Consider the following 18,982-nt stretch of genomic DNA (forward strand, 5'->3'; position numbering starts at 1 on the left):
TTTACTGTTCGTATCTTTGTTCACTTCTAATATTCAAATAGTAGTAAAGGTGTGGAAGGATCAAATAACACACCATTGTTACCATTAATGCTTTTATAGTAAAAGCATTACTTTGAATAGTAGTAGCAACGTAATACATACAATATGTTTGTAAAGCCCAAAACATATATGCGAATGGCATATATACTGTTCTTATCTTCTCCATTTTCACTAGCGTATATATTGCTATGTAAAACAGTCCAAATAACAATACAAATGAAGATGATAAAAATATAGGTAAGAAATCATCTAATGCAATTTCCGGTCTAATAATTAAAACAGGTTCCATACTTCTTCTCCTCTTTTGTTAATACAAGAACTATGGAAAAATTTTAGTCTAAAGAGAGTATAAAAAAAATGATATATGTCAATTTTGAGTGAAATTTATAAGGAATTTAAATAAAAAAGTAAATAGTTTTTAAAACTATTTACTATTGGTCTTTTTTAGGTTTACAAGCTTGTAAAAGCGTATTTAATTGGTCTTTTAAATTATTAAGTTTTTCTGTAGATTTTATTAAGTCTTCATGTGATTGAATAACCATATCTTCGCTTTTATCTAGATAAGTTGAAAGATCTCCTGAATGCTTTAGTTCATCAATTATCTTATCAAACTCATCTGTAATTTCTTCAAGCTGTACTGAAGCATTTTGTGATTGTTCAATTGCTTCTTGTGAATAATTAACAGCTGAATTTATCTTATTAATAAAACAGTTAATAGTATCAGAAGCTTCTACAATCTCTTTTTCTGCTTCAATTTTCATTGGTTTTAATTCAGAAACATCAGATGTTTGAACTAATTCTTTAGAATATTGTAAAAACTTTTTTGCATTACTTTCCATTTTTCTTAATTGAATAAAACTATATATTATTAGAAGAATACTAAACAAGAAAAATAAGTATTGAATATATCTAATAAAATCAGTTTTTTCCTCTGCGTGCAATGTATACAAAGTAACTAAGCTATCTACTTCATTTAAAAGTATATTATTTGTATTATGAATAGTGTTTATAATATCTTTTATTTTTTGTTCATTATTTGTTTGTTTATCCATTGTATATTTTTTAAAATTATTTATCTCTAAATAAAAATCATCCCAAAGTTTTTGTATTTTAGAAATTTGATTTGAAATTACTTCTGTAGGAGATTTTTCAATACCAATTAAAGTATTTCCATCTTTTAAAGAGTTTAGATTATATATAAATTCAATAGTTGCCATATCAAGTTCATTAAAAGAATAGTGCTTATTATGATAAGTATAAAAAATATTTTTAGAAATCTTTTGAGTAAGCATTCTTTCTTTTCCTGCAAGATTTATAATCAAGGCATCTTTTTTATTTTTTTCACTAAGATAAATAGTTGTATTAATTATACTTAGCATTAATAGTATGAATAAAATTCCTAGTAGTTTAATTTTTCTGCTTATTGTATTTGTTTTCATATTCCAACTCCTGTGAAGATATTCTCTAAAGAAGTTTTATTTGTAATTATTACTTCACCATTATCAATTTGTATTGTTCCATTTCTTGATAGCTTTTTTAATACTCTAGATAGAGTTTCAGGTTGTATATGTAGCATAAAAGAGACTTCTTGACGTTTAAGTTTATTAAACATTTCAAGATCTTGATTTAACATAAAAGCTACTTTTGAAGTAGCATCAAATACAAGCTCTCTATTTAAAATACATTGTAATTGATGAGTTTTATCTAGTAATATTTCCATAAGCTCTGTTGTTAAAATATTTTTAGATAAAAAATTCTCTTGGAACTGTTTAAAGTCAATTGATAAGACAAGTGAATCTTTTACAAACTCAGCATTTGAAAAACAATATATATCATGATTCTTAATCGATGATAACTCAGATATCATAGAGTTTTTATATATATGATAAAGAAAAATTTCATTATCGAACTTATCTAATTTGAATATTTTTAGTAATCCAGAAACTAAAAAAAGTATATTTTGTTTAGTTTCACTTTCATAGTATAAAATAGAGTCTTTTTCATATTTTGAAATACTTGATATTGAAGCAATCTGTTCTTTTTGCATTTCATCTAAAGTATGGAAAAAACTTATCTCATTTATAGTTTCTTGTATGGTCAAGGTATTCCTAACTTATTGTTTTATTTAAGCAATTCTATATTATCCTTTTGTAAAAGTATATTAAACAATAAAATAAGGTTATTTAAAATGAATTTTAAAAAGTATATTAAAGCAGTTGGAACTGGTCCTAAAGGTAATAGAGAATTAGAAGAAGATGAAGTAATTAATGCAGTAGAAGCAATCTTAGAAAACAAAGTTACACAAAGCCAAATAGGAGCTTTTTTAATTGGATGGCGAACAAAACTTGAGACAAATGAAGAACTAACAGCTGCTGTAAAAGCTTTAAAAAGATACATGAAGTTTAGCAAAGTTGAGAATTCATTAGAATTAGGATATTCGTTTGATGGTAGAACTAATAATCCATTTTTATTTCCTTTATATGAAAATATATTAAAAGAATTTCATGAAAAAAATAAAGATATAAGGGAATTAAATCTAATTATTTCAGGGGATTTACTACAACCTGCAAAAAATGGAATTACAACAAAAGAAATATTTGAATCTCTTGACCTAAAGCAACACGTATACTTTTTCAATAGGATAGAATACTTAAAAGAGTTAAGTGATATAACGCCTTTAAGACATGAATTAGGATTAAGAACTGTATTTAATACAGTTGAGAAGTTATTAAATCCTGCTCAAAGTGAATATGGAGTTACAACAGCTTTTCATAAACCCTATGTAAAAAAATATTTAGCAATGTTTAAAGAATATTATAAAGAAGTTCTAGTTGTAAAAGCTAGTGAAGGAAGTCCTGAGGTATTTAAAGATGGAAAATACTGGAAAGAAGTAAATGGAGAAATCCAAGAATTTCCTTTTTCATTAAAAGATTTTGGAATTTCATATGATAAAACGTATGATAAAATTTCTTTAGAAGAAGCCTTAGAGATAGTTAAAAATCCAGATGAAGAGATTATAAAACTTGCAAAGTTTAATATTGCTCTTTATTTAGTATTTGCCAAAAGAGTTGATAGTTTAGAAGAAGCTTGGGAAAGGTTAAATTAATTTGACCTTTTTAAGTTAAATTATATTAATCTTGCAAGTTAAGAATAGAAGGAAAAAATATGTTAATAGATGGATATGGTAGAAAACACGACTACTTAAGAGTATCAGTTACAGAAAGATGTAATTTTAGATGCCAGTATTGTATGCCTGAGAAACCTTTTTCGTGGGTTCCTAAAGAGAATTTACTTTCATATGAAGATTTATTTAAATTTATAAGTGCATCAATAGATGAGGGTATAAAAAAAGTAAGAATTACAGGTGGTGAACCACTTTTAAGAGAAGGTTTAGATACTTTTATAAAAATGGTTTTTGATTATAAAAATGATATAGATTTAGCATTAACAACTAATGCTTTTTTACTTCCAAATGCAGCTCAAAAATTAAAAGATGCAGGATTAAAAAGAATTAATATTTCATTAGATACCTTAAGACCTGATGTAGCAGCAAAAATTGCACAAAAAGATGTTTTAAAAACAGTTTTAAAAGGTATTCAAGCAGCAGATGATGCAGGATTAAAAATCAAAATAAATTGTGTTCCAATTAAAGGAATTAATGATCAAGAGATTGTTGAGGTATTGGATTTTTGTAAAGAACGTGGTTATGTTATCAGATTCATTGAATTTATGGAAAACAACCATGCAAAAGATGGAGCTAAAGGTTTAACTTCTGATGAAATGAAAGAGATTATTTCAAGAAAATATAAAAACTTCAAAGAAGTTCCAAGAGATACAAGCTCACCTGCACAATATTATGAATTAGAAGATGGATATCAATTTGGTATTATCGAACCTCATAAAGATGATTTTTGTTCAGCATGTAATAGAATTAGACTTACTTCGGAAGGTTACTTAATTCCATGTTTATATTTTGAAGATGCAATGAGTATCAAAGAAGCAGTTCAAAATGATAGAATTGATGAAGCTGTTGAAATCTTGAAAAAAGTATTAGCTGGTAAACCTGAAAAAAATAAATGGTCAGTTGATGATGGTAATGAAGTATCAACTAGAGCCTTCTATGAAACAGGTGGATGATATTAGATAAGTATTAAACATACTTATCTAAAAGAGATGTTGTTCTATCTTTGTCTTTTTTATTAAAAGCATCGATTCCTGCTCTTAGAAGCATTTCTTGATGTGTTTGTGGTATAAGATTTAAATCATTATATCTATCTTCTTCTCTACGTTTAAAATTATTCTCTGTATTTATTTCATTTACTCTTTGATCAATTTTAAAATCTTTTAAAAATAAATTTTTTTCTAGTAAATAAACAATTGCATAAATTTCAAAAGGGTCAATTTTTTGATTCTCTTTTTCTTCATTTATTGATTTCATCCAATATAATGTTGTAATTATGTCATGTGTAATATGATTAATTATATTTAAATTTTTTGCATAATCAATTATTTTGTATTCATTTACATTTAACCATCTATCTTTTAAATTTGTGCCTTTATCATTAAAGTTTTTTTTGTCATCAATTACATTATATAAATTTTTAATTCCGAAATCTTCGATTCTTCTTTGGATATTTATTACAACAGCATTCCAAATAGCAAATAGGGAATAAGTGTATTTTTCTATTTTAATTAAATCATAAGCTTCTTTAAAAGAATAGTTTTCAGATTCACTTAAATTAAAACTTTTATCATTAGGATTTCTTAATATTTCTGGTGTATTAATCATAGTAACCCTTTATTTTTTTGTATAAAAAATATTATAACATATTATTTAATAATATATTATAGTCTTATTTTAACTATTTTATAGTTCTATTTAACTTTTATTAAAGGAACTTTTACTATAATACGCGTCCACTTACAAAAATTGAAGTGAAATACATATACCTATTAGGAGGTCATGATGGCTTTAGATCAGGATTTAAAAGCAGAGATTGTTGCAAAATACGCAAAAAAAGACGGTGATACAGGTTCAGCACAAGTACAAATTGCTATATTAACTAAGCAAATTTCAGTATTAACTGAGCACTTAAAAACATTTAAAAAAGACCACTCTTCAAGATTAGGACTTTTAAAAATGGTTGGAAAAAGAAAAAGACTTTTAAAATATTTAAGAAGAACTGACTTTGCAGGATTTACTGAATTAGTTGCTTCATTAGGAATTAGAGCTAAATAATTTTAGTTTTCTAACTTCTTTAAAAAAGGTTTACAGTTTTACTGTAAGCCTTTTTTTTTACTCAAAAAATTAAATTTTACAATTAATTCTTTAGAATAACGAATATTAATGATGTTTTATGTAAAATATAAACAATAAAATATGTCAGGATATAAATGTTATTAACAAAAAAAAGTGAATATGCACTACTTTCTTTGATTTCAATTGCTAGAAGCGATGAACCAATTAACGTAGATGTATTATCAAAAGAATTAAATATATCAAAATCATTTTTAGCAAAAATTATGCAAAATTTAGCGAAGCACGAAATTGTAGTCTCTCATAGAGGGGTTAATGGTGGATTTGCTTTAAAAAAATCTTATGATCAAATTACTATATTAGAAATTACAACAGCAGCAGAAGAAAAAGTACCTTCTGTTTTTGAATGTTCACCGTCAGTGAATTCTTGTCCAAGTCAAGTAGGAATGTTATGTACTATTTGGCCTTTATTAAATAATTTACAAGCAAAAATTGATGGATTTTTAGGGGATTTAACTTTAAAAGATATTGCTTCATGACTCTATTTCATATTTCACATACAGATTTAGATGGATATGGATGTCAATTAATTACTAAAGAGATGCTTCGTTTAGAACATTTTAAAGAAGCTTTCTTTTACAATGCAAATTATGGTCAAGAAGTTAAGTTAACTATTAAAAAAGTTTTAAAACAAATAGAAGATTATAAAGAAGAAGAGATTTTTCTATTAATTTCAGATTTAAATTTAACTACTCAAGAATCAAAAGATTTAGATAAAAATATAAATGAATTAAATGAAAATGGTTTTAATATAAAGTTACAGGTTCTAGACCATCATGCAACTGGACAAAAAAGTGCAGACATGTATCATTGGTACTATTTAGATATAAATAGATGTGCTACAAAAATTGTATATGATTATATGTGTGAAGAGTATAATGCTTTTAATTGCGATGAAAGAGCATGGCTTTCTCCTTTAGTAGATGCAATTAATGCTGTTGATATTTGGCTGGATCATGAAATTAAAAACTTTGAGTTTGGTAAAGTTTTATTAATGATGGTTTCAAAAGCAAGAGAGGTAAATAATATACTTTTTGCTGATCTAAATAGAGAATATAGAATTTACTTATTAAAAGAAGCTTGTAAATATTTAGAGAAAAGAGATGGAAATATCTTACTTGATAATGCTCTTCATTCTATGAAGAAAGAGTTTTTAAAGCTAGATAAAAAAGATGATACACTAGATAACTTATCGGCTAAGTTTTTAGTAAAATCACTTGCTGATATTAAAGATAAATTAACAATTACATACAAAGGTCATAAAGGACTTTTAACATATTGTTTAGGTTCTATTTCTATTCCAGCAAATGCATTTTTAAAAGCAAATACAGATTTTGATTTTTTTATTGATGTTGGAAGAAAAGGTAATTCTAGCTTTAGAGCTGATGGAAAAGTTGATGTTGCACAAATGGCAGCTAAGCTTGCAAAAGGTGGAGGTCATGTAAATGCTTCTGGTGCAAAATTCCTTGATTTTAAAGAAACTATCAATTATGAAGATGTAAAAACTTATGTACAAGGAAAATTAGACAAAATCTAATTTTCCTTTTCCCCCTTTAAACCCCTATTTTAAACCCTTCCTTCTATACTAAAACTTTTTATATTTTTTAGGATGTAAAAATTAAATACTGTGATATAATTCAAAAAGTTTAATACACTAATCAACTAAAGAGAAAAAATGAAAGAAAAAAAGATAATAGGTAAAAGAGAAATTATCTCAATTTTAGATTTAGATTTATATGATTTAGATGCAAAAGTTGACACAGGTGCAGATTCAAATGCCTTACATTGTGATAATATCGTTATTGAAAATGATATGGTACATTTTTGTTTATTAGATGAAGTACATGAGTCTTATCATGGAAAAAGAATGTCACTTCCTTTATATAAAGTAAAAAAGGTAAAAAGCTCAAATGGTGAGATTCAATTAAGACCTTCTATTAAAGTATCTGTTGAGTTTATGGGAAAGAAATATAAGAGCATTATATCTTTAACCAATAGAGCTGATATGAAATTTCCTATGTTAATAGGGAGAAGATTTATGCAAGAAAGATTTTTAGTTGATGTATCAAAAGAATACATGAGTAAAGAAATAAAAAAGGAAACAAAATGATTGTTTACATATTATCAAGAAATGCAAAGTTATACTCAACTGCAAGATTAGTTGAAGCTGCACAAGAAAGAAACTGGGACGTTCGAGTTATTGATTATTTAAAATGTACAATTGAAATAATGAAAGGTGAATTAGTAATTAATTATTTAGGAAAAGTTCTACCTACACCTGATGCTATTATACCAAGAATTGGTGCGAGTAGAACATTTTATGGAACTGCAATGGTTAGACACTTTGAGATGATGGATGTTTTCTCAACTTCTGGAAATTTAGCAATTGCAAGAAGCCGAGATAAATTAAGAAGTTTACAAGTACTTTCAAAAAATGATGTAGATATGCCTAAAACAGTTTTTGCTTCAAATAAATCAAGTGCAAAAGATGTTATTGCTTTAAGTGGTGGAGCTCCTTTAGTACTTAAAATTCTTGAAGGAACTCAAGGTGTTGGTGTTGTTTTAGTTGATAGTGAAAAAGCGGCTAAATCAGTTCTTGATGCATTTTATGGAATGGATGTAAACTTACTTGTTCAAGAGTTTATAGAAGAAGCAGGTGGAGCTGATATTAGAGCTTTAGTTGTTGGCGGTGAAGTAGTTGGTGCTATGAAAAGACAAGGTGCAGAGGGTGATTTTAGATCAAATTTACATCAGGGTGGAAGTGCAACTGCCTATAAGTTAAATAGAAAAGAAAAATCAACTGCACAAGCTGCTGCTAAAGCTATGGGTCTTGGTTTTTGCGGGGTTGATATGATTCCATCAAGTCGTGGTCCTTTGGTTATGGAAGTTAATTCGTCTCCTGGATTAGAAGGTATTGAAAAATCTACTAAATTAGATATTGCAGGAAAGCTTATGGATTATATTGAGAAAAACGTTACTCCAACAACTCCTAATAAAAAAAGAAAAATAAAAAGAGACAACATTGGAGCATAAGAATTCAAAGGTAGAGTTTGCAGGTACAGAAATATTAAAAGGTACAAACGTAACTTTAAATTTAGAACTACCTAAACTTTATCACTCTCCTATGGATTTACCAATTAGAGTAATTAGAGGGAAGAAAGATGGCCCTACTATTTTTATTAGTGCTGCAATTCATGGTGATGAATTAAACGGTATTGAGATAATTAGAAGATTTAGAAAGCTAAGTGAATTAAAAAGACTTAAAGGAACTGTTGTTTTAATTCCTATTGTTAATATCTATGGAGTGATGACATTATCTCGATATATGCCAGATAGAAGAGATTTAAATAGATCTTTTCCTGGAACAAAAAAAGGTTCACTTGCAAGTAGGGTTGCAAAAGTATTTTTTGATGAAATTGTATCAAAGTGTGATTTTGGAATAGATTTACATACAGCTGCAATTCATAAATCAAATTTACCACAAGTAAGAACAAATCTTAATAATGAGTTTACAAATAACTTAGCTAAGAAGTTTGAAGCACCAATTGTATTACACTCAGAATTAAGAGATAATTCACTTCGTGCAGAAGCACAAGAAAAAGGAATACCTGTACTTTTATATGAAGCAGGAGAGGCTTTACGATTTGATGAAACTTCTATTAGAATTGGGGTAAAAGGCATTGTAAATGTTCTAAGAGAACTTGATATGCTTCCTGCTGTTAGTAAAAAAAGAAAATACAAAATGCCTATTGTTACAAGAAGTAGCCAATGGATTAGATCAACTGAAAGTGGAGTTATTAGAACTATTAAAGCACTTGGTGATATTGTAAAAGAAAATGAAGTAATTGCTTATGTAGATGAGCCTTTAGATGATGAAAGTTTTGAAATAAAAGCATCTTTTGATGGCGTGATTATTGGAAAATCTGAAATACCTTTAATACAAGAAGGTGATGCAATTTTTCATATTGCAAAGCTAAAAGATTTAGAAATTGCAGAGAATAAAATTGAATACTTTAATGAAGACGCAATTTTTGAAAGTGAATTTCGAGAATTAAAAGAAGAAGAAACAATAGAATAGGGTGATGCAACTATAATAAAATTATAGTTGCAAGACCTAAGAAGCTAAAGAATCCTACAATATCAGTTACTGTTGTTAATATTACAGTTGAACCAATAGCAGGGTCAATATCTAATTTTTCTAAAACTAATGGAATTACTGCTCCAAAAAAACCAGCACTTACTAAATTTATAATCATAGATATTGCAATTACAATTCCAAGAAGTGGAATATTAAACCAAAAATATGCAATTACTCCAATAACAAAAGCAAATAATAAACCATTTACAAGTGAGATTATCACTTCTTTTATAATAGTCTTTTTTGCATCATCATATTCAATTGAACCCAATGCCATTTGTCTTACTGTTACTGTAAGTGTTTGTGTTCCTGCATTTCCACCCATTGAAGCAACTATTGGCATTAAAACTGCAAGAGCAACTAGTGATTGGATTGTTGCATCAAATAATCCAATTACAATTGAAGCTAAAATGGCAGTAATTAAGTTTATACTTAACCAAAAAGCACGATTTTTACCAATTTTAAAAATACTTTCTTCTTCTTCGGCTTTATCACTAACCCCTGCAAGTGAGTAAAGTTGTTTTGTATCTTGTTCTTGCATAAGATTTCTTACATCATCATGCGTTACTCGACCAAGAAGTTTATTATCAGAGTTTATGATTGCTAAAGCATTTAAGTTATAGTTTGTAAACATACTAACTACTTCATCTATTTCTTCTTTATCATTAAAGCTATAGTGTTCAATGATATCCTTAGGTAGTTCTTTAAAAGTTTGAGTTCTCTCAAATAAAATCAACTCTTCTAAACCAATTGAACCTAAGTAGTTATTCTCATCATCTGTTAAAAAAGCATGGAAAATATCATGTAAGATATTTAAATCTTTTTCTTTTTTTAATCTTTTTAAAGCAGTATCAATTGTTTCATTTATATTTACAGAAAATAGCTCTTTTTGCATAAATGCACCAGCTTGCTCTTCTTCATAAGCATTAAGCTCTTCAATAATTTGTTTATCTTCATCATTTAGCTTAGATAAAACTGTTTGTGCTGCATCTTCATCTTTTTGAGATATATTATAAATAAGCATAGATGCATCATCACTATCCATACTTGACGTTACTTTTGCAACTTTCTTTTCACTTATTATATTAGTAATCTCTTCTTGAATATATGTTGGCATATTCACTAATATTTGTGCAAATAAATCACTTGGGATTTTTTTACAGATATTTTTGTATTCATTAATTTCAATATCTCTTAAATCTTGTAAATCTTTTGCAATATCAAAAGGATGAATATCACTAATACCTTTTTTATAATCTTCAATAATTGATATTAACTTTGTATTTAATTCTAATACTATTTGTGTTTGATCCATTTCTTCCCTAGTTAAATTTATTATTCTTCACTATCTTTTTTTATAACTTTTTTTGCTGCTTTTAGTTTTATATTCTCATTTTTTTCATACTCTTTTAGTAAAGATATCGATATTTCGCCTCTTTTACTAGATACTGTTTTATAGTTTATTTGATATGAAATTATCGCTATTATAGCTGTTTTTGTAGAGTTTAGTGAATATGAAAGTGTATGTATTAAATCAAACTTTTCAAATACTTTAGCTGTTACTTCTTCAATAAAATCAAAATTATTGTCTATATCAAATTCAAACTCAATTAAATCATTTATAATTCCATTCTTTTTTAAAGAGTAGTTATAAAAAACTTTTGTAAAAATATAGCTATTTGGAATATAAATAGTTCTACCTACATTTTTAATTTCTTTGATATTTGTATAATCACTCACTTCATTTAGTTTGATTTTGATTAGTGAAATATTAGTAATGTCTCCAATAGTATGTTTAGTTTCAAATTGAACCATAACTCTATCTCCCACTCTTATTACATTTGAGAAAAAGATATAAATTGCACCTGCTATATTTAGTATTATCTCACGTGTTGCAATTGTTAAAGCAGCAGCAATAATTCCTAAAAATGTAATAATATACATGATATCGTTGATATATCTTATAATGATAAAAATTAAAATAGAAAGTACAAAAAGTAAGGCCATAAGTTTTCTATAATTCTTTTCAAGTTCTTCACTTTCTTTATTTCTTACAAGATAAAAGAAAATAAATAATGAAATTTTATATATAAAATAAGAAACTATAATTATGCTAAATGTTGTTATATGTTTAATAAAAACTTCGTTTTTATACTCTTCATATTTTCTTTTTAAATCATCTTTTGTTTCTAAAAGTGTTTCATACATTTTTTCTATATTTTCAGTATATTCACTAAAATAGTCAATTTGTTCTTTTAATTGAATTACTCTTTTACCTTTAGAATCAACTTTTAATTGCTCTTCATAAGAGTCTTGAAGATAAACAAAAGCTGAGTAAAACTCTTTTTTTAAAGAGTCATATTTTCTTATTTTATTTCTTAATTCTTCTTCTGAGATATTAAACAAATAATCATAAATATTAATATTAGGAATCTCATATTTTTTGTTTTTAAGTAATTCATCAAAACTACTTTTCTTTTCATATAAAAATAGTTTTGATTTATAAATATTTAATTTATTCATATATTCTTGTAGTTTTGATTGATTGTTTCTTATTTTAGGTTTTAGAATTTCTAATTCAATTTTATTTATATTATTTAAAACTGTATTATAATTTTTATAGTTCGAATATGTTTTTAACCAAATATTTGTATTTGAAATTTTTTTTGTACTAGCTTCATTAAGTTCATTTGTAAAAGCTACTGAAGTAAATAAAAGTAAAAAAAGAATAATAAATTTTATTTTCATTTTTTATTCTTTTGTATAAAAGATAAATTCTTTTTTCTTACATCAACGATAAAATCTTTTTCCAAAAATTCTCTTCCTAATAAAATTGGATAACTCATTTTTTTCCTATCTCTTAATGTAAACTCAACTTCATAACTTTTATTAAAAATTATAACTTCTGTTGAAATCACATATCTTTTTTCAACTATGCCATTTGAACTTCTAACTTTTGCTATTCTTTTAATTGGCATAATATACTTTTGGTCTTTATATTTTTTATGTGATTTATCTAATACATCAAATTCTACTTTTCCATCTTCTATTTGCTTAATAAGCATACAATGTAAAGATGAAGTTTTAGCACCTGTATCAACTTTTGCTCTTAAGTTTTTTAACTTTAATAAAGGTAAATCAACTCTATCATATTTTCCAATTACTGTACTATTTGCGATTAAAAACTGAATAGATATAAATAAAAAAAAGATAAACTTAAACATTCTTTTCTTCTAAATAAAGCTTTTGTAAAACTAATAAAATACTATCAATTGATTGTATTAATGCAGTTTCTTCAACTGTATGATACCCAATAGTAGGAACTTGTAATGTTGTTCCTTGAATACTACCTTTACTTGCACTAATTATTCTTCCAAGCTCTGTAATACCAAGTGATGATTTTGTATTTGTTTGTTTCATAATAGTTTTTAAGTATTCATCTTTATAATGATATTTGATTCTATTTTTTAAAGCTATTTTTTTTATTTTTGCTTTAAGTGGTGATCTAAAATATGCATTCTCATCTCTATTTCTTAATACAATATCTAATAATTTAATATCTTCAATTGTTTTATAAGGACTAGTATCTAAAACTAAAAGTTCATTTGTAGTAATATCAAATCTTCTGAAGTACTCAAGTAAAAATCTCCAGCTCTTTCCAGCTTCCTCACTTGCTGTAAAAAATGCAGTTCCTTGGTATCCTAACTCATACATATAAACTAAAATGGCAACGCTTAAAACATTATCAAGCTGTGCTGCAATTGTTTCATTTCCTATTTGAAGTTTATCCATAAAGGCAATTGGAGTTCCGGGAAATAAATGATCAAACTCGTTTATTTTAAATATGATATTGTTTCTTCTTTCACAAAGAAAAGCATTTTCAATTGTCCCCATTCCTAAATATGAACCAGACCATGGCTCATAAGCTTGAACTTTTTGATTTACAAATCTCTTTTCAAAGTTTTTTAGCATTTGATTTCTATTTGAAACATTATCTAAATCTGATTGATTTTTTGCTACATATGCTGCATATTGAAACTCATTGTGTCCTGTACAAATTAATCCATGTCTATCAGAATGCGCTGAAATATAACCACTTGTAGGATTATTTCCTTTTGCAACAAGTACACCATCATAGTACTCAACAGTAACATTTAAATCTTCTAATTCTCTTTTTAGGTACATAAAAAAAGAGTGTTCATATCCAACTACTGTTGGTATTTTTATAAGTTGTTTTAAAATATCGTAAAAATTGTTCATTAAAGCCATTTCTTCTTTCTAAAAATATATAGTTGTACTACAACTATAAATATTAACGATATTGTAAATATAGAGAAAGAAAAACTATTTTCAGCCCCTGGTATTCCACCTACATTTACACCTAAAAGCCCTGTTAAAAAACCAAGTGGTAAAAAAATCGCTGAAATTATTGAAAGTACATACATTCTTTGATTTAATTGCTCACTTAAGTTATTGGATATTTCTTCTTGAACTAAAGATATTTTGTCTTTTATTGAATCAAGATCTTCAATATACTTAATTAATCTATGATTGATTTCTCTTAATTGTATTTTTTCATACTCATTAATCCAAGTAATTTTTTGCTCATATAGTTTAAATATTGCTTCTTTTTGAGGACTTAAATATCTTTTTAAAGAAATTGATTCTCTTTTTATTTGTGAGATACTTGTTCTTAAGGCGGCATTACTTGATTCAATACTTTGCTCTTCTAAACTTGAAGCTCTATCTTCTAAGTCTAAAATATAATCTTCCATTCTATCTGTTAATCTATCGGTTAGTTCTATTAAAAATTCAGATGAATTCTTAGGTCCCTTACCTTGTTCAAAATATTCTAATATATCATTTACTGAAAAAAGATCTCTTTTTTTAGTACTAATTATTATGTTTTTACTAAGATATAATCTAATAGAAATCATATCTTCAGGATCACTATTAGGATTTAGATTTATTCCTCTTAAAGCTAATAAAACTGAGTCATTTAAAATAGTTGTTCTAGGTCTTGTTATTTGCGATAGTAAAGCTTCTGCTGCGATTGGATCAATACCACTTTTATTTGTAATCCAATCTATACTTTGCTCTTTTGTATAATCAAAATGCACCCACAAAACACCCATTGAAGAATCGTAACTATCAAGTTCTTCAAAACTTATATCTTTTGCTCCACCTTTACCATCGAAAATAATTCCATGGCAAAAGCCATTTTCATTAATAGAGTTTTCCATTATTAATTAGCATTTTTTAAATTATATTTTTCAATAAAAGTAGGAAGGAATGAATAAAAATCTTCAATGATTTCTTCATCTTCTATATCTTCATTTACAATATCTTTTATCTCTTCAGTATTAATAGTTAAAAGTAAAAGTACAATAGCTTTTTTAATACTTATTTTTTCATTTATACAATAATCTATAACTTCATTTCCACATGTTTTTAAACTATTAAGATTAGTATATGGTTTATTTGAATTGATATTATGTTCATATTGAATATTTATCTTATGTATTGATGTTTCAATTATTTCACTTAACTCATTTTTATAATCTGATTTAATAGCAAGTTTATTTTTCAAATCTTTTAAATCTTTGTTTTGAAAAAAGTTTTTAGCACCAAAGTATTTTTTTAGAATAGAAATAGATTCTATTGAATATTCAGTCTCAATATCTTCTATCAAATTTCTTTTTTTATTTACTAAATATTTAACTACAAAAAAGATAATCAAAAGTATAAGTATAATTAAAAGTATTTTCAATGTTTTCTCCATATTAATTTGTGCAATTTTATTCTTTATATACTTAAAATAAGTACTTTTTTGTAAATTAATATAATATAATCATTTATAATATTCAAGGACAGAAAAAAATGAAATATATAATATCTCTTATGCTAGTTGTTTTTACACTTTTTAGTGCACAAATAGATACAAAATTATATGATTTAACACAAAATAAAACATATTTTCAAGAGATTGATGAACAAATTAATCAAAGTGCCAAATTAAAATCAAAAAGTGGAGATATTATAAGTGCAGAAAAAGGCAATTTAAAAAGATTAGAAGAAACATCTTCTATTAAAATAAAGCTTGATGCATTTGATTTAACTTTATTAGAAAAAGAAAAAGATTTAAAAAATTCAATTTTAAAAGCATTATTTTATATATCTGAAATTGAAGTAAAGCAAAACAAACAAAATGAAATTTCTAATGATATTCAAAATAAGTTATCACTTCTTAAAAAAAGAATAGAAAATATTATTGAAAAAGATAAAGATTTTTTATTATCATATCAATTGCAATATGCGTATTATAAAATACAAAAAAATAACCTTGAAAGCAGTCTAAAATTATTTGATATTAATAAAAATATTGTATTAAATGCAATTGTTGAACTATTGGAAAAAAGAGACTCTTTTTCAAACAACAAAGATATAAAAGAGTTAGAGAAAATTAATGAGAATATTAAAAAGATTGAACAGCAAAAAGTTGGATATGAAATTGAGTTAGAAAAAGAAACTATTATTGGAAATGAAAAAAATAAAGAACAACTTCAAAAAGAGATATTAAAAGTAGAAAAATTACTACAAACAGAGTATTTTACAAAAGTTAATTTTTTAACTGAAAAGGTTTTGGATTCCATAGTTTCTAAAGACAATCAAACTTTTCTAAAATTGCATGAAGAAATTAATATTCTAATACCAAATTTAAACACAGAAATTGTAAATATATATCTTGTTCAAAATATAATATTAAAAAATATTTCAAAAAAAATATTTGGAAATACTAAAGCCCTTTTAGGTAAGTCATTATTTGAAAGTAAAAACTATATAGGTGACTTGAAGAGTTATTTTACTACTACTCTTTTTGTGTTTAATGAACAAGCAATAAGTTTTTTAAGTATTTTAAAAGCATTATTTTTGATAATAATAGGATTCTTATTTGGATTCTTCTATAAAAGATGGATTTTCAAAATTTCTGCAAGATGGCCAAATATGAGTCAAATGTCATTAAGATTAATTGCAAATATTGGGTATTACCTAATTATATTAATTACAATAATGGTTTCTATGAGCAGTGTTGGAATTGATATGTCTTCTATCTCACTAATTGCTGGTGCTTTATCTATTGGTATTGGTTTTGGGCTTCAAACTGTTGTTTCAAATTTTATAGCAGGTATTATTCTAATGTTTGAACGAACTATTAGAATAGGAGATATTATTGAAATAAATGACTTATTAAAAGGAACTGTAACTGATATTAGAATTAGATCTACTACTATTAAAACTTTTGATAATATAGATATAGTAATTCCAAATTCATCGTTTATTCAAAATAATGTAATAAATTGGACACTAGATGATGCAACAAGAAGACTTCATATTCCTTTTGGTGTTGCTTATGGTACTAAAATTGAAAGAGTAAAAGAGATAATTTTACATGAACTTCAAAATAGTGAATTAACATATTTAAAAAATATAAAAGATAAGCAACCAGATATAAGACTTGAAAATATGAATACAAGTAGTGTAGATTTTGAACTTTTAGTTTGGGTAAAAGCAAATGATAAATTTAGACCAAACTCATTAAAATCAGACTTTTTAACACTTATTTATAATTCATTATATAAATATGAAATTGAAATACCATTTCCTCAACTGGATTTACATTTAAAGAAAAAGTAGTTTTTTGATATAATCTGTATTTACAAAAATAACAAAAACTAATAAAAGGACATAAATATGGAGTGCGAATTCCCAAGTGTTAATTCAAATAATGAAGAAATAAAAGAGATTTTTAAAAATACAAAAACAATAGCAATTGCAGGTCTTTCTCCAAATGAAGAAAAAGCTTCGAATATGGTTGCACGTTATTTACAAAGAGCTGGTTTTAAAATAGTTCCTATTTATCCAAAAGAAGAGACTATTTTAGGCGAAAAAGTTTATAGAAGTTTAGAAGAAATTCCATTTAAAATTGATATGGTAGATGTATTTAGAAAACCCAATGCAATTGCTGCAGTTGTAGATGCTTGTATTGCAAGAGGAGATATTGATTGTGTATGGACTCAATTAGGTTTAGTAAACAATGAAGCTGCACAAAAGGCTGAAAAAGCTGGAATGAAAGTAGTTCAAAATAAGTGCACTAAAATAGAACACGCTAATTTATTTTAGAATTTAAATATCCATAATATTTGATGTATTGTTAATAACAAGTTTAGCAATACATCCTTCTTTTTGATCTTTTCTATTTTTTATAGATATTTTTGCTCTTAATGCATCTGCTGCATTTTTTGCTAGAAATAGACCAAGTCCAACTCCACTTTGGTTTCCATATCTTTTAAATGGAGCAAATAAATCCATTTTTTCATCAATTCCTGCTCCTTCATCGGTTACAGTAATTACAACTTTTGTTTTAGTTTTTTTCAATCTAATAGCAATTGATTTATTTTCAGGTGTAAACTTGATAGCATTTTGTACGAAGTTTTGTAATATTTGATTTAATAAAGTTACTTGAATAGATGTTTTTAAAGTGTTTACATTTGAGAAAAATGTGATAATGATATTCTTTTGAGCACTTAGCATTCGGTAATCGTTTGATTTTTTCTTTAAGTATTCTACTAAATCTAAATCAATTGTTTGTTCAAACTGAGCACCTTCTGCACGACCTATATCTAAAATAGAAGAAATCATTACATTCATATCATCTATTTGTTTTACAGTTAGCTTTAATGTTTCTTCATAATCTTCTACTTCTCTTGTTTTACGTAATGTTACTTCATTTTTTAGCTTCATTACTGCAAGTGGAGTTTTAAGCTCATGCGCAGCACCAATAAATAACTCTTTTTTAAATTTTACATAGGTTTCAATTCTATTTGTTAATGAGTTAATAGAGTTTGATAAGGAGTGAAATTCAATTGGTAAATCTTTTTTATCAATCTGTGTTAGTGAGTTTTCATCCATATTCGATAGTTTTTTATTTATTTGAATAATAGGTTTAAGTAATGATTTTGAAACAGCAAGTGAATATAAAAGCATTAAAATAAAACCTGGAATTGCTAAAATAAAAAGATTCTTAAATATTATTGAATATACTAAATCTCTTTCAAAATTAATATTTCTGTTAATTTGAACAAAAAGTTTATTATTTAAATCAAGAGGATAAATCAATTTTATATAGTAAGTTTCATTTTTTTTGTATCTGTAGAATTTGTATTTTTTTATACTTATATTACTAACTAGTTCAATTGTAACATCATCATGTTCAATTGCTTCAAAGTTTTCTTTTGTAAGTTTTTTCTTTAGAGATATTAAATAAATTTCTTTTGCACTCTTTAACATCTTTTCTTGGATGTTTTCATAAACAGTACTTCTTGTGTATTCGTAGAATATAAATGAAAGTGTAATAATGAAAAGCGAAGTTGCAATTATTAGTTTTGTATAAAACTGTTTATATATACTCTTCGCTTCCATCTTTGCCT

Annotated in this window: 21 protein-coding genes; 10 read left to right on the forward strand and 11 right to left on the reverse strand. The window is 25.7% G+C overall.

Annotated features, from left to right (window positions below; all coding sequences use genetic code 11):
- Nucleotide 1: 1 nt before the first annotated feature.
- The 3 genes from LPB137_RS02520 to LPB137_RS02530 form a co-directional block, all read right to left on the reverse strand.
- Nucleotides 2–328, reverse strand: coding sequence for a hypothetical protein (locus LPB137_RS02520; protein ID WP_076083968.1), 327 nt, complete (start codon nucleotides 326–328; stop codon nucleotides 2–4).
- Nucleotides 329–470: 142 nt separating this feature from the next.
- Nucleotides 471–1,478, reverse strand: a complete 1,008-nt coding sequence (locus LPB137_RS02525) for a type IV pili methyl-accepting chemotaxis transducer N-terminal domain-containing protein (protein ID WP_076083970.1) — start codon at nucleotides 1,476–1,478, stop codon at nucleotides 471–473.
- Nucleotides 1,475–2,140, reverse strand: a complete 666-nt coding sequence (locus LPB137_RS02530) for a Crp/Fnr family transcriptional regulator (protein ID WP_076083973.1) — start codon at nucleotides 2,138–2,140, stop codon at nucleotides 1,475–1,477. The genes LPB137_RS02525 and LPB137_RS02530 overlap by 4 nt, the downstream gene beginning before the upstream one ends.
- An 87-nt stretch (nucleotides 2,141–2,227) precedes the next feature.
- On the opposite strand from LPB137_RS02530, the gene LPB137_RS02535 reads away from it, so the two are divergent.
- Nucleotides 2,228–3,145: a glycosyl transferase gene (locus tag LPB137_RS02535; protein ID WP_076083975.1), complete on the forward strand. Its 918-nt coding sequence runs from the start codon at nucleotides 2,228–2,230 to the stop codon at nucleotides 3,143–3,145.
- A gap of 59 nt (nucleotides 3,146–3,204) precedes the next feature.
- Complete coding sequence (gene moaA, locus LPB137_RS02540; protein WP_076083978.1) at nucleotides 3,205–4,176, forward strand: GTP 3',8-cyclase MoaA; 972 nt, start codon at nucleotides 3,205–3,207, stop codon at nucleotides 4,174–4,176.
- Between the two features lie 13 nt (nucleotides 4,177–4,189).
- Here the strand turns inward: moaA and LPB137_RS02545 are convergent, their stop codons facing one another.
- A complete protein-coding gene (locus LPB137_RS02545; protein WP_076083981.1) occupies nucleotides 4,190–4,828 on the reverse strand; it encodes a hypothetical protein in 639 nt (212 codons plus the stop codon).
- Between the two features lie 177 nt (nucleotides 4,829–5,005).
- Between LPB137_RS02545 and rpsO the strand changes: the two genes are divergently transcribed.
- The 6 genes from rpsO (at nucleotide 5,006) to LPB137_RS02575 (ending at nucleotide 9,434) form a co-directional block, all read left to right on the forward strand.
- On the forward strand, nucleotides 5,006–5,278 hold the full coding sequence (gene rpsO, locus LPB137_RS02550; RefSeq protein WP_076083984.1) for a 30S ribosomal protein S15: 273 nt from the start codon (nucleotides 5,006–5,008) through the stop codon (nucleotides 5,276–5,278).
- 155 nt (nucleotides 5,279–5,433) lie between these two features.
- Nucleotides 5,434–5,835, forward strand: a complete 402-nt coding sequence (locus LPB137_RS02555) for an RrF2 family transcriptional regulator (protein ID WP_076083987.1) — start codon at nucleotides 5,434–5,436, stop codon at nucleotides 5,833–5,835.
- Nucleotides 5,832–6,893, forward strand: coding sequence for a DHH family phosphoesterase (locus tag LPB137_RS02560; RefSeq protein WP_076083990.1), 1,062 nt, complete (start codon nucleotides 5,832–5,834; stop codon nucleotides 6,891–6,893). The genes LPB137_RS02555 and LPB137_RS02560 overlap by 4 nt, the downstream gene beginning before the upstream one ends.
- 138 nt (nucleotides 6,894–7,031) lie before the next feature.
- Nucleotides 7,032–7,466 carry an ATP-dependent zinc protease family protein gene (locus LPB137_RS02565; protein ID WP_076083993.1) on the forward strand — a complete coding sequence of 145 codons (435 nt, stop codon included), beginning with the start codon at nucleotides 7,032–7,034 and terminating at the stop codon, nucleotides 7,464–7,466.
- Nucleotides 7,463–8,389, forward strand: coding sequence for a 30S ribosomal protein S6--L-glutamate ligase (rimK, locus tag LPB137_RS02570; RefSeq protein ID WP_076083995.1), 927 nt, complete (start codon nucleotides 7,463–7,465; stop codon nucleotides 8,387–8,389). The genes LPB137_RS02565 and rimK overlap by 4 nt, the downstream gene beginning before the upstream one ends.
- The gene (locus tag LPB137_RS02575; RefSeq protein WP_228144681.1) at nucleotides 8,379–9,434 is read left to right on the forward strand and encodes a succinylglutamate desuccinylase/aspartoacylase family protein; all 1,056 of its coding nucleotides are present in this window, start codon (nucleotides 8,379–8,381) and stop codon (nucleotides 9,432–9,434) included. The genes rimK and LPB137_RS02575 overlap by 11 nt, the downstream gene beginning before the upstream one ends.
- 10 nt (nucleotides 9,435–9,444) lie before the next feature.
- On the opposite strand, the gene mgtE is transcribed toward LPB137_RS02575, so the two are convergent.
- From mgtE to LPB137_RS02605, 6 genes are read right to left on the reverse strand one after another with little or no spacing between them, the layout of a single operon-like run.
- On the reverse strand, nucleotides 9,445–10,809 hold the full coding sequence (gene mgtE / locus LPB137_RS02580; protein WP_076083998.1) for a magnesium transporter: 1,365 nt from the start codon (nucleotides 10,807–10,809) through the stop codon (nucleotides 9,445–9,447).
- 20 nt (nucleotides 10,810–10,829) lie between these two features.
- On the reverse strand, nucleotides 10,830–12,242 hold the full coding sequence (locus LPB137_RS02585) for a mechanosensitive ion channel family protein (protein WP_076084001.1): 1,413 nt from the start codon (nucleotides 12,240–12,242) through the stop codon (nucleotides 10,830–10,832).
- Complete coding sequence (locus LPB137_RS02590; RefSeq protein WP_076084004.1) at nucleotides 12,239–12,718, reverse strand: ATP-dependent zinc protease family protein; 480 nt, start codon at nucleotides 12,716–12,718, stop codon at nucleotides 12,239–12,241. Before LPB137_RS02590 ends, LPB137_RS02585 begins: the two co-directional genes overlap by 4 nt.
- A complete protein-coding gene (locus LPB137_RS02595) occupies nucleotides 12,711–13,754 on the reverse strand; it encodes a peptidase M42 (RefSeq protein ID WP_076089174.1) in 1,044 nt (347 codons plus the stop codon). The genes LPB137_RS02590 and LPB137_RS02595 overlap by 8 nt, the downstream gene beginning before the upstream one ends.
- Nucleotides 13,754–14,737, reverse strand: coding sequence for a zinc transporter ZntB (locus tag LPB137_RS02600; protein WP_076084007.1), 984 nt, complete (start codon nucleotides 14,735–14,737; stop codon nucleotides 13,754–13,756). Before LPB137_RS02600 ends, LPB137_RS02595 begins: the two co-directional genes overlap by 1 nt.
- A 2-nt stretch (nucleotides 14,738–14,739) precedes the next feature.
- Complete coding sequence (locus tag LPB137_RS02605) at nucleotides 14,740–15,264, reverse strand: hypothetical protein (protein WP_076084010.1); 525 nt, start codon at nucleotides 15,262–15,264, stop codon at nucleotides 14,740–14,742.
- Between the two features lie 110 nt (nucleotides 15,265–15,374).
- Between LPB137_RS02605 and LPB137_RS02610 the strand changes: the two genes are divergently transcribed.
- Together LPB137_RS02610 and LPB137_RS02615 are read left to right on the forward strand one after the other, a co-directional pair.
- On the forward strand, nucleotides 15,375–17,189 hold the full coding sequence (locus LPB137_RS02610) for a mechanosensitive ion channel domain-containing protein (protein ID WP_076084013.1): 1,815 nt from the start codon (nucleotides 15,375–15,377) through the stop codon (nucleotides 17,187–17,189).
- 57 nt (nucleotides 17,190–17,246) lie between these two features.
- Complete coding sequence (locus LPB137_RS02615; RefSeq protein ID WP_076084016.1) at nucleotides 17,247–17,675, forward strand: CoA-binding protein; 429 nt, start codon at nucleotides 17,247–17,249, stop codon at nucleotides 17,673–17,675.
- A gap of 3 nt (nucleotides 17,676–17,678) precedes the next feature.
- Here the strand turns inward: LPB137_RS02615 and LPB137_RS02620 are convergent, their stop codons facing one another.
- Nucleotides 17,679–18,974, reverse strand: coding sequence for a sensor histidine kinase (locus LPB137_RS02620; protein WP_076084019.1), 1,296 nt, complete (start codon nucleotides 18,972–18,974; stop codon nucleotides 17,679–17,681).
- Nucleotides 18,975–18,982 lie beyond the last annotated feature (8 nt).

The organism is Poseidonibacter parvus, assembly GCF_001956695.1.
Lineage (GTDB): Bacteria > Campylobacterota > Campylobacteria > Campylobacterales > Arcobacteraceae > Poseidonibacter > Poseidonibacter parvus.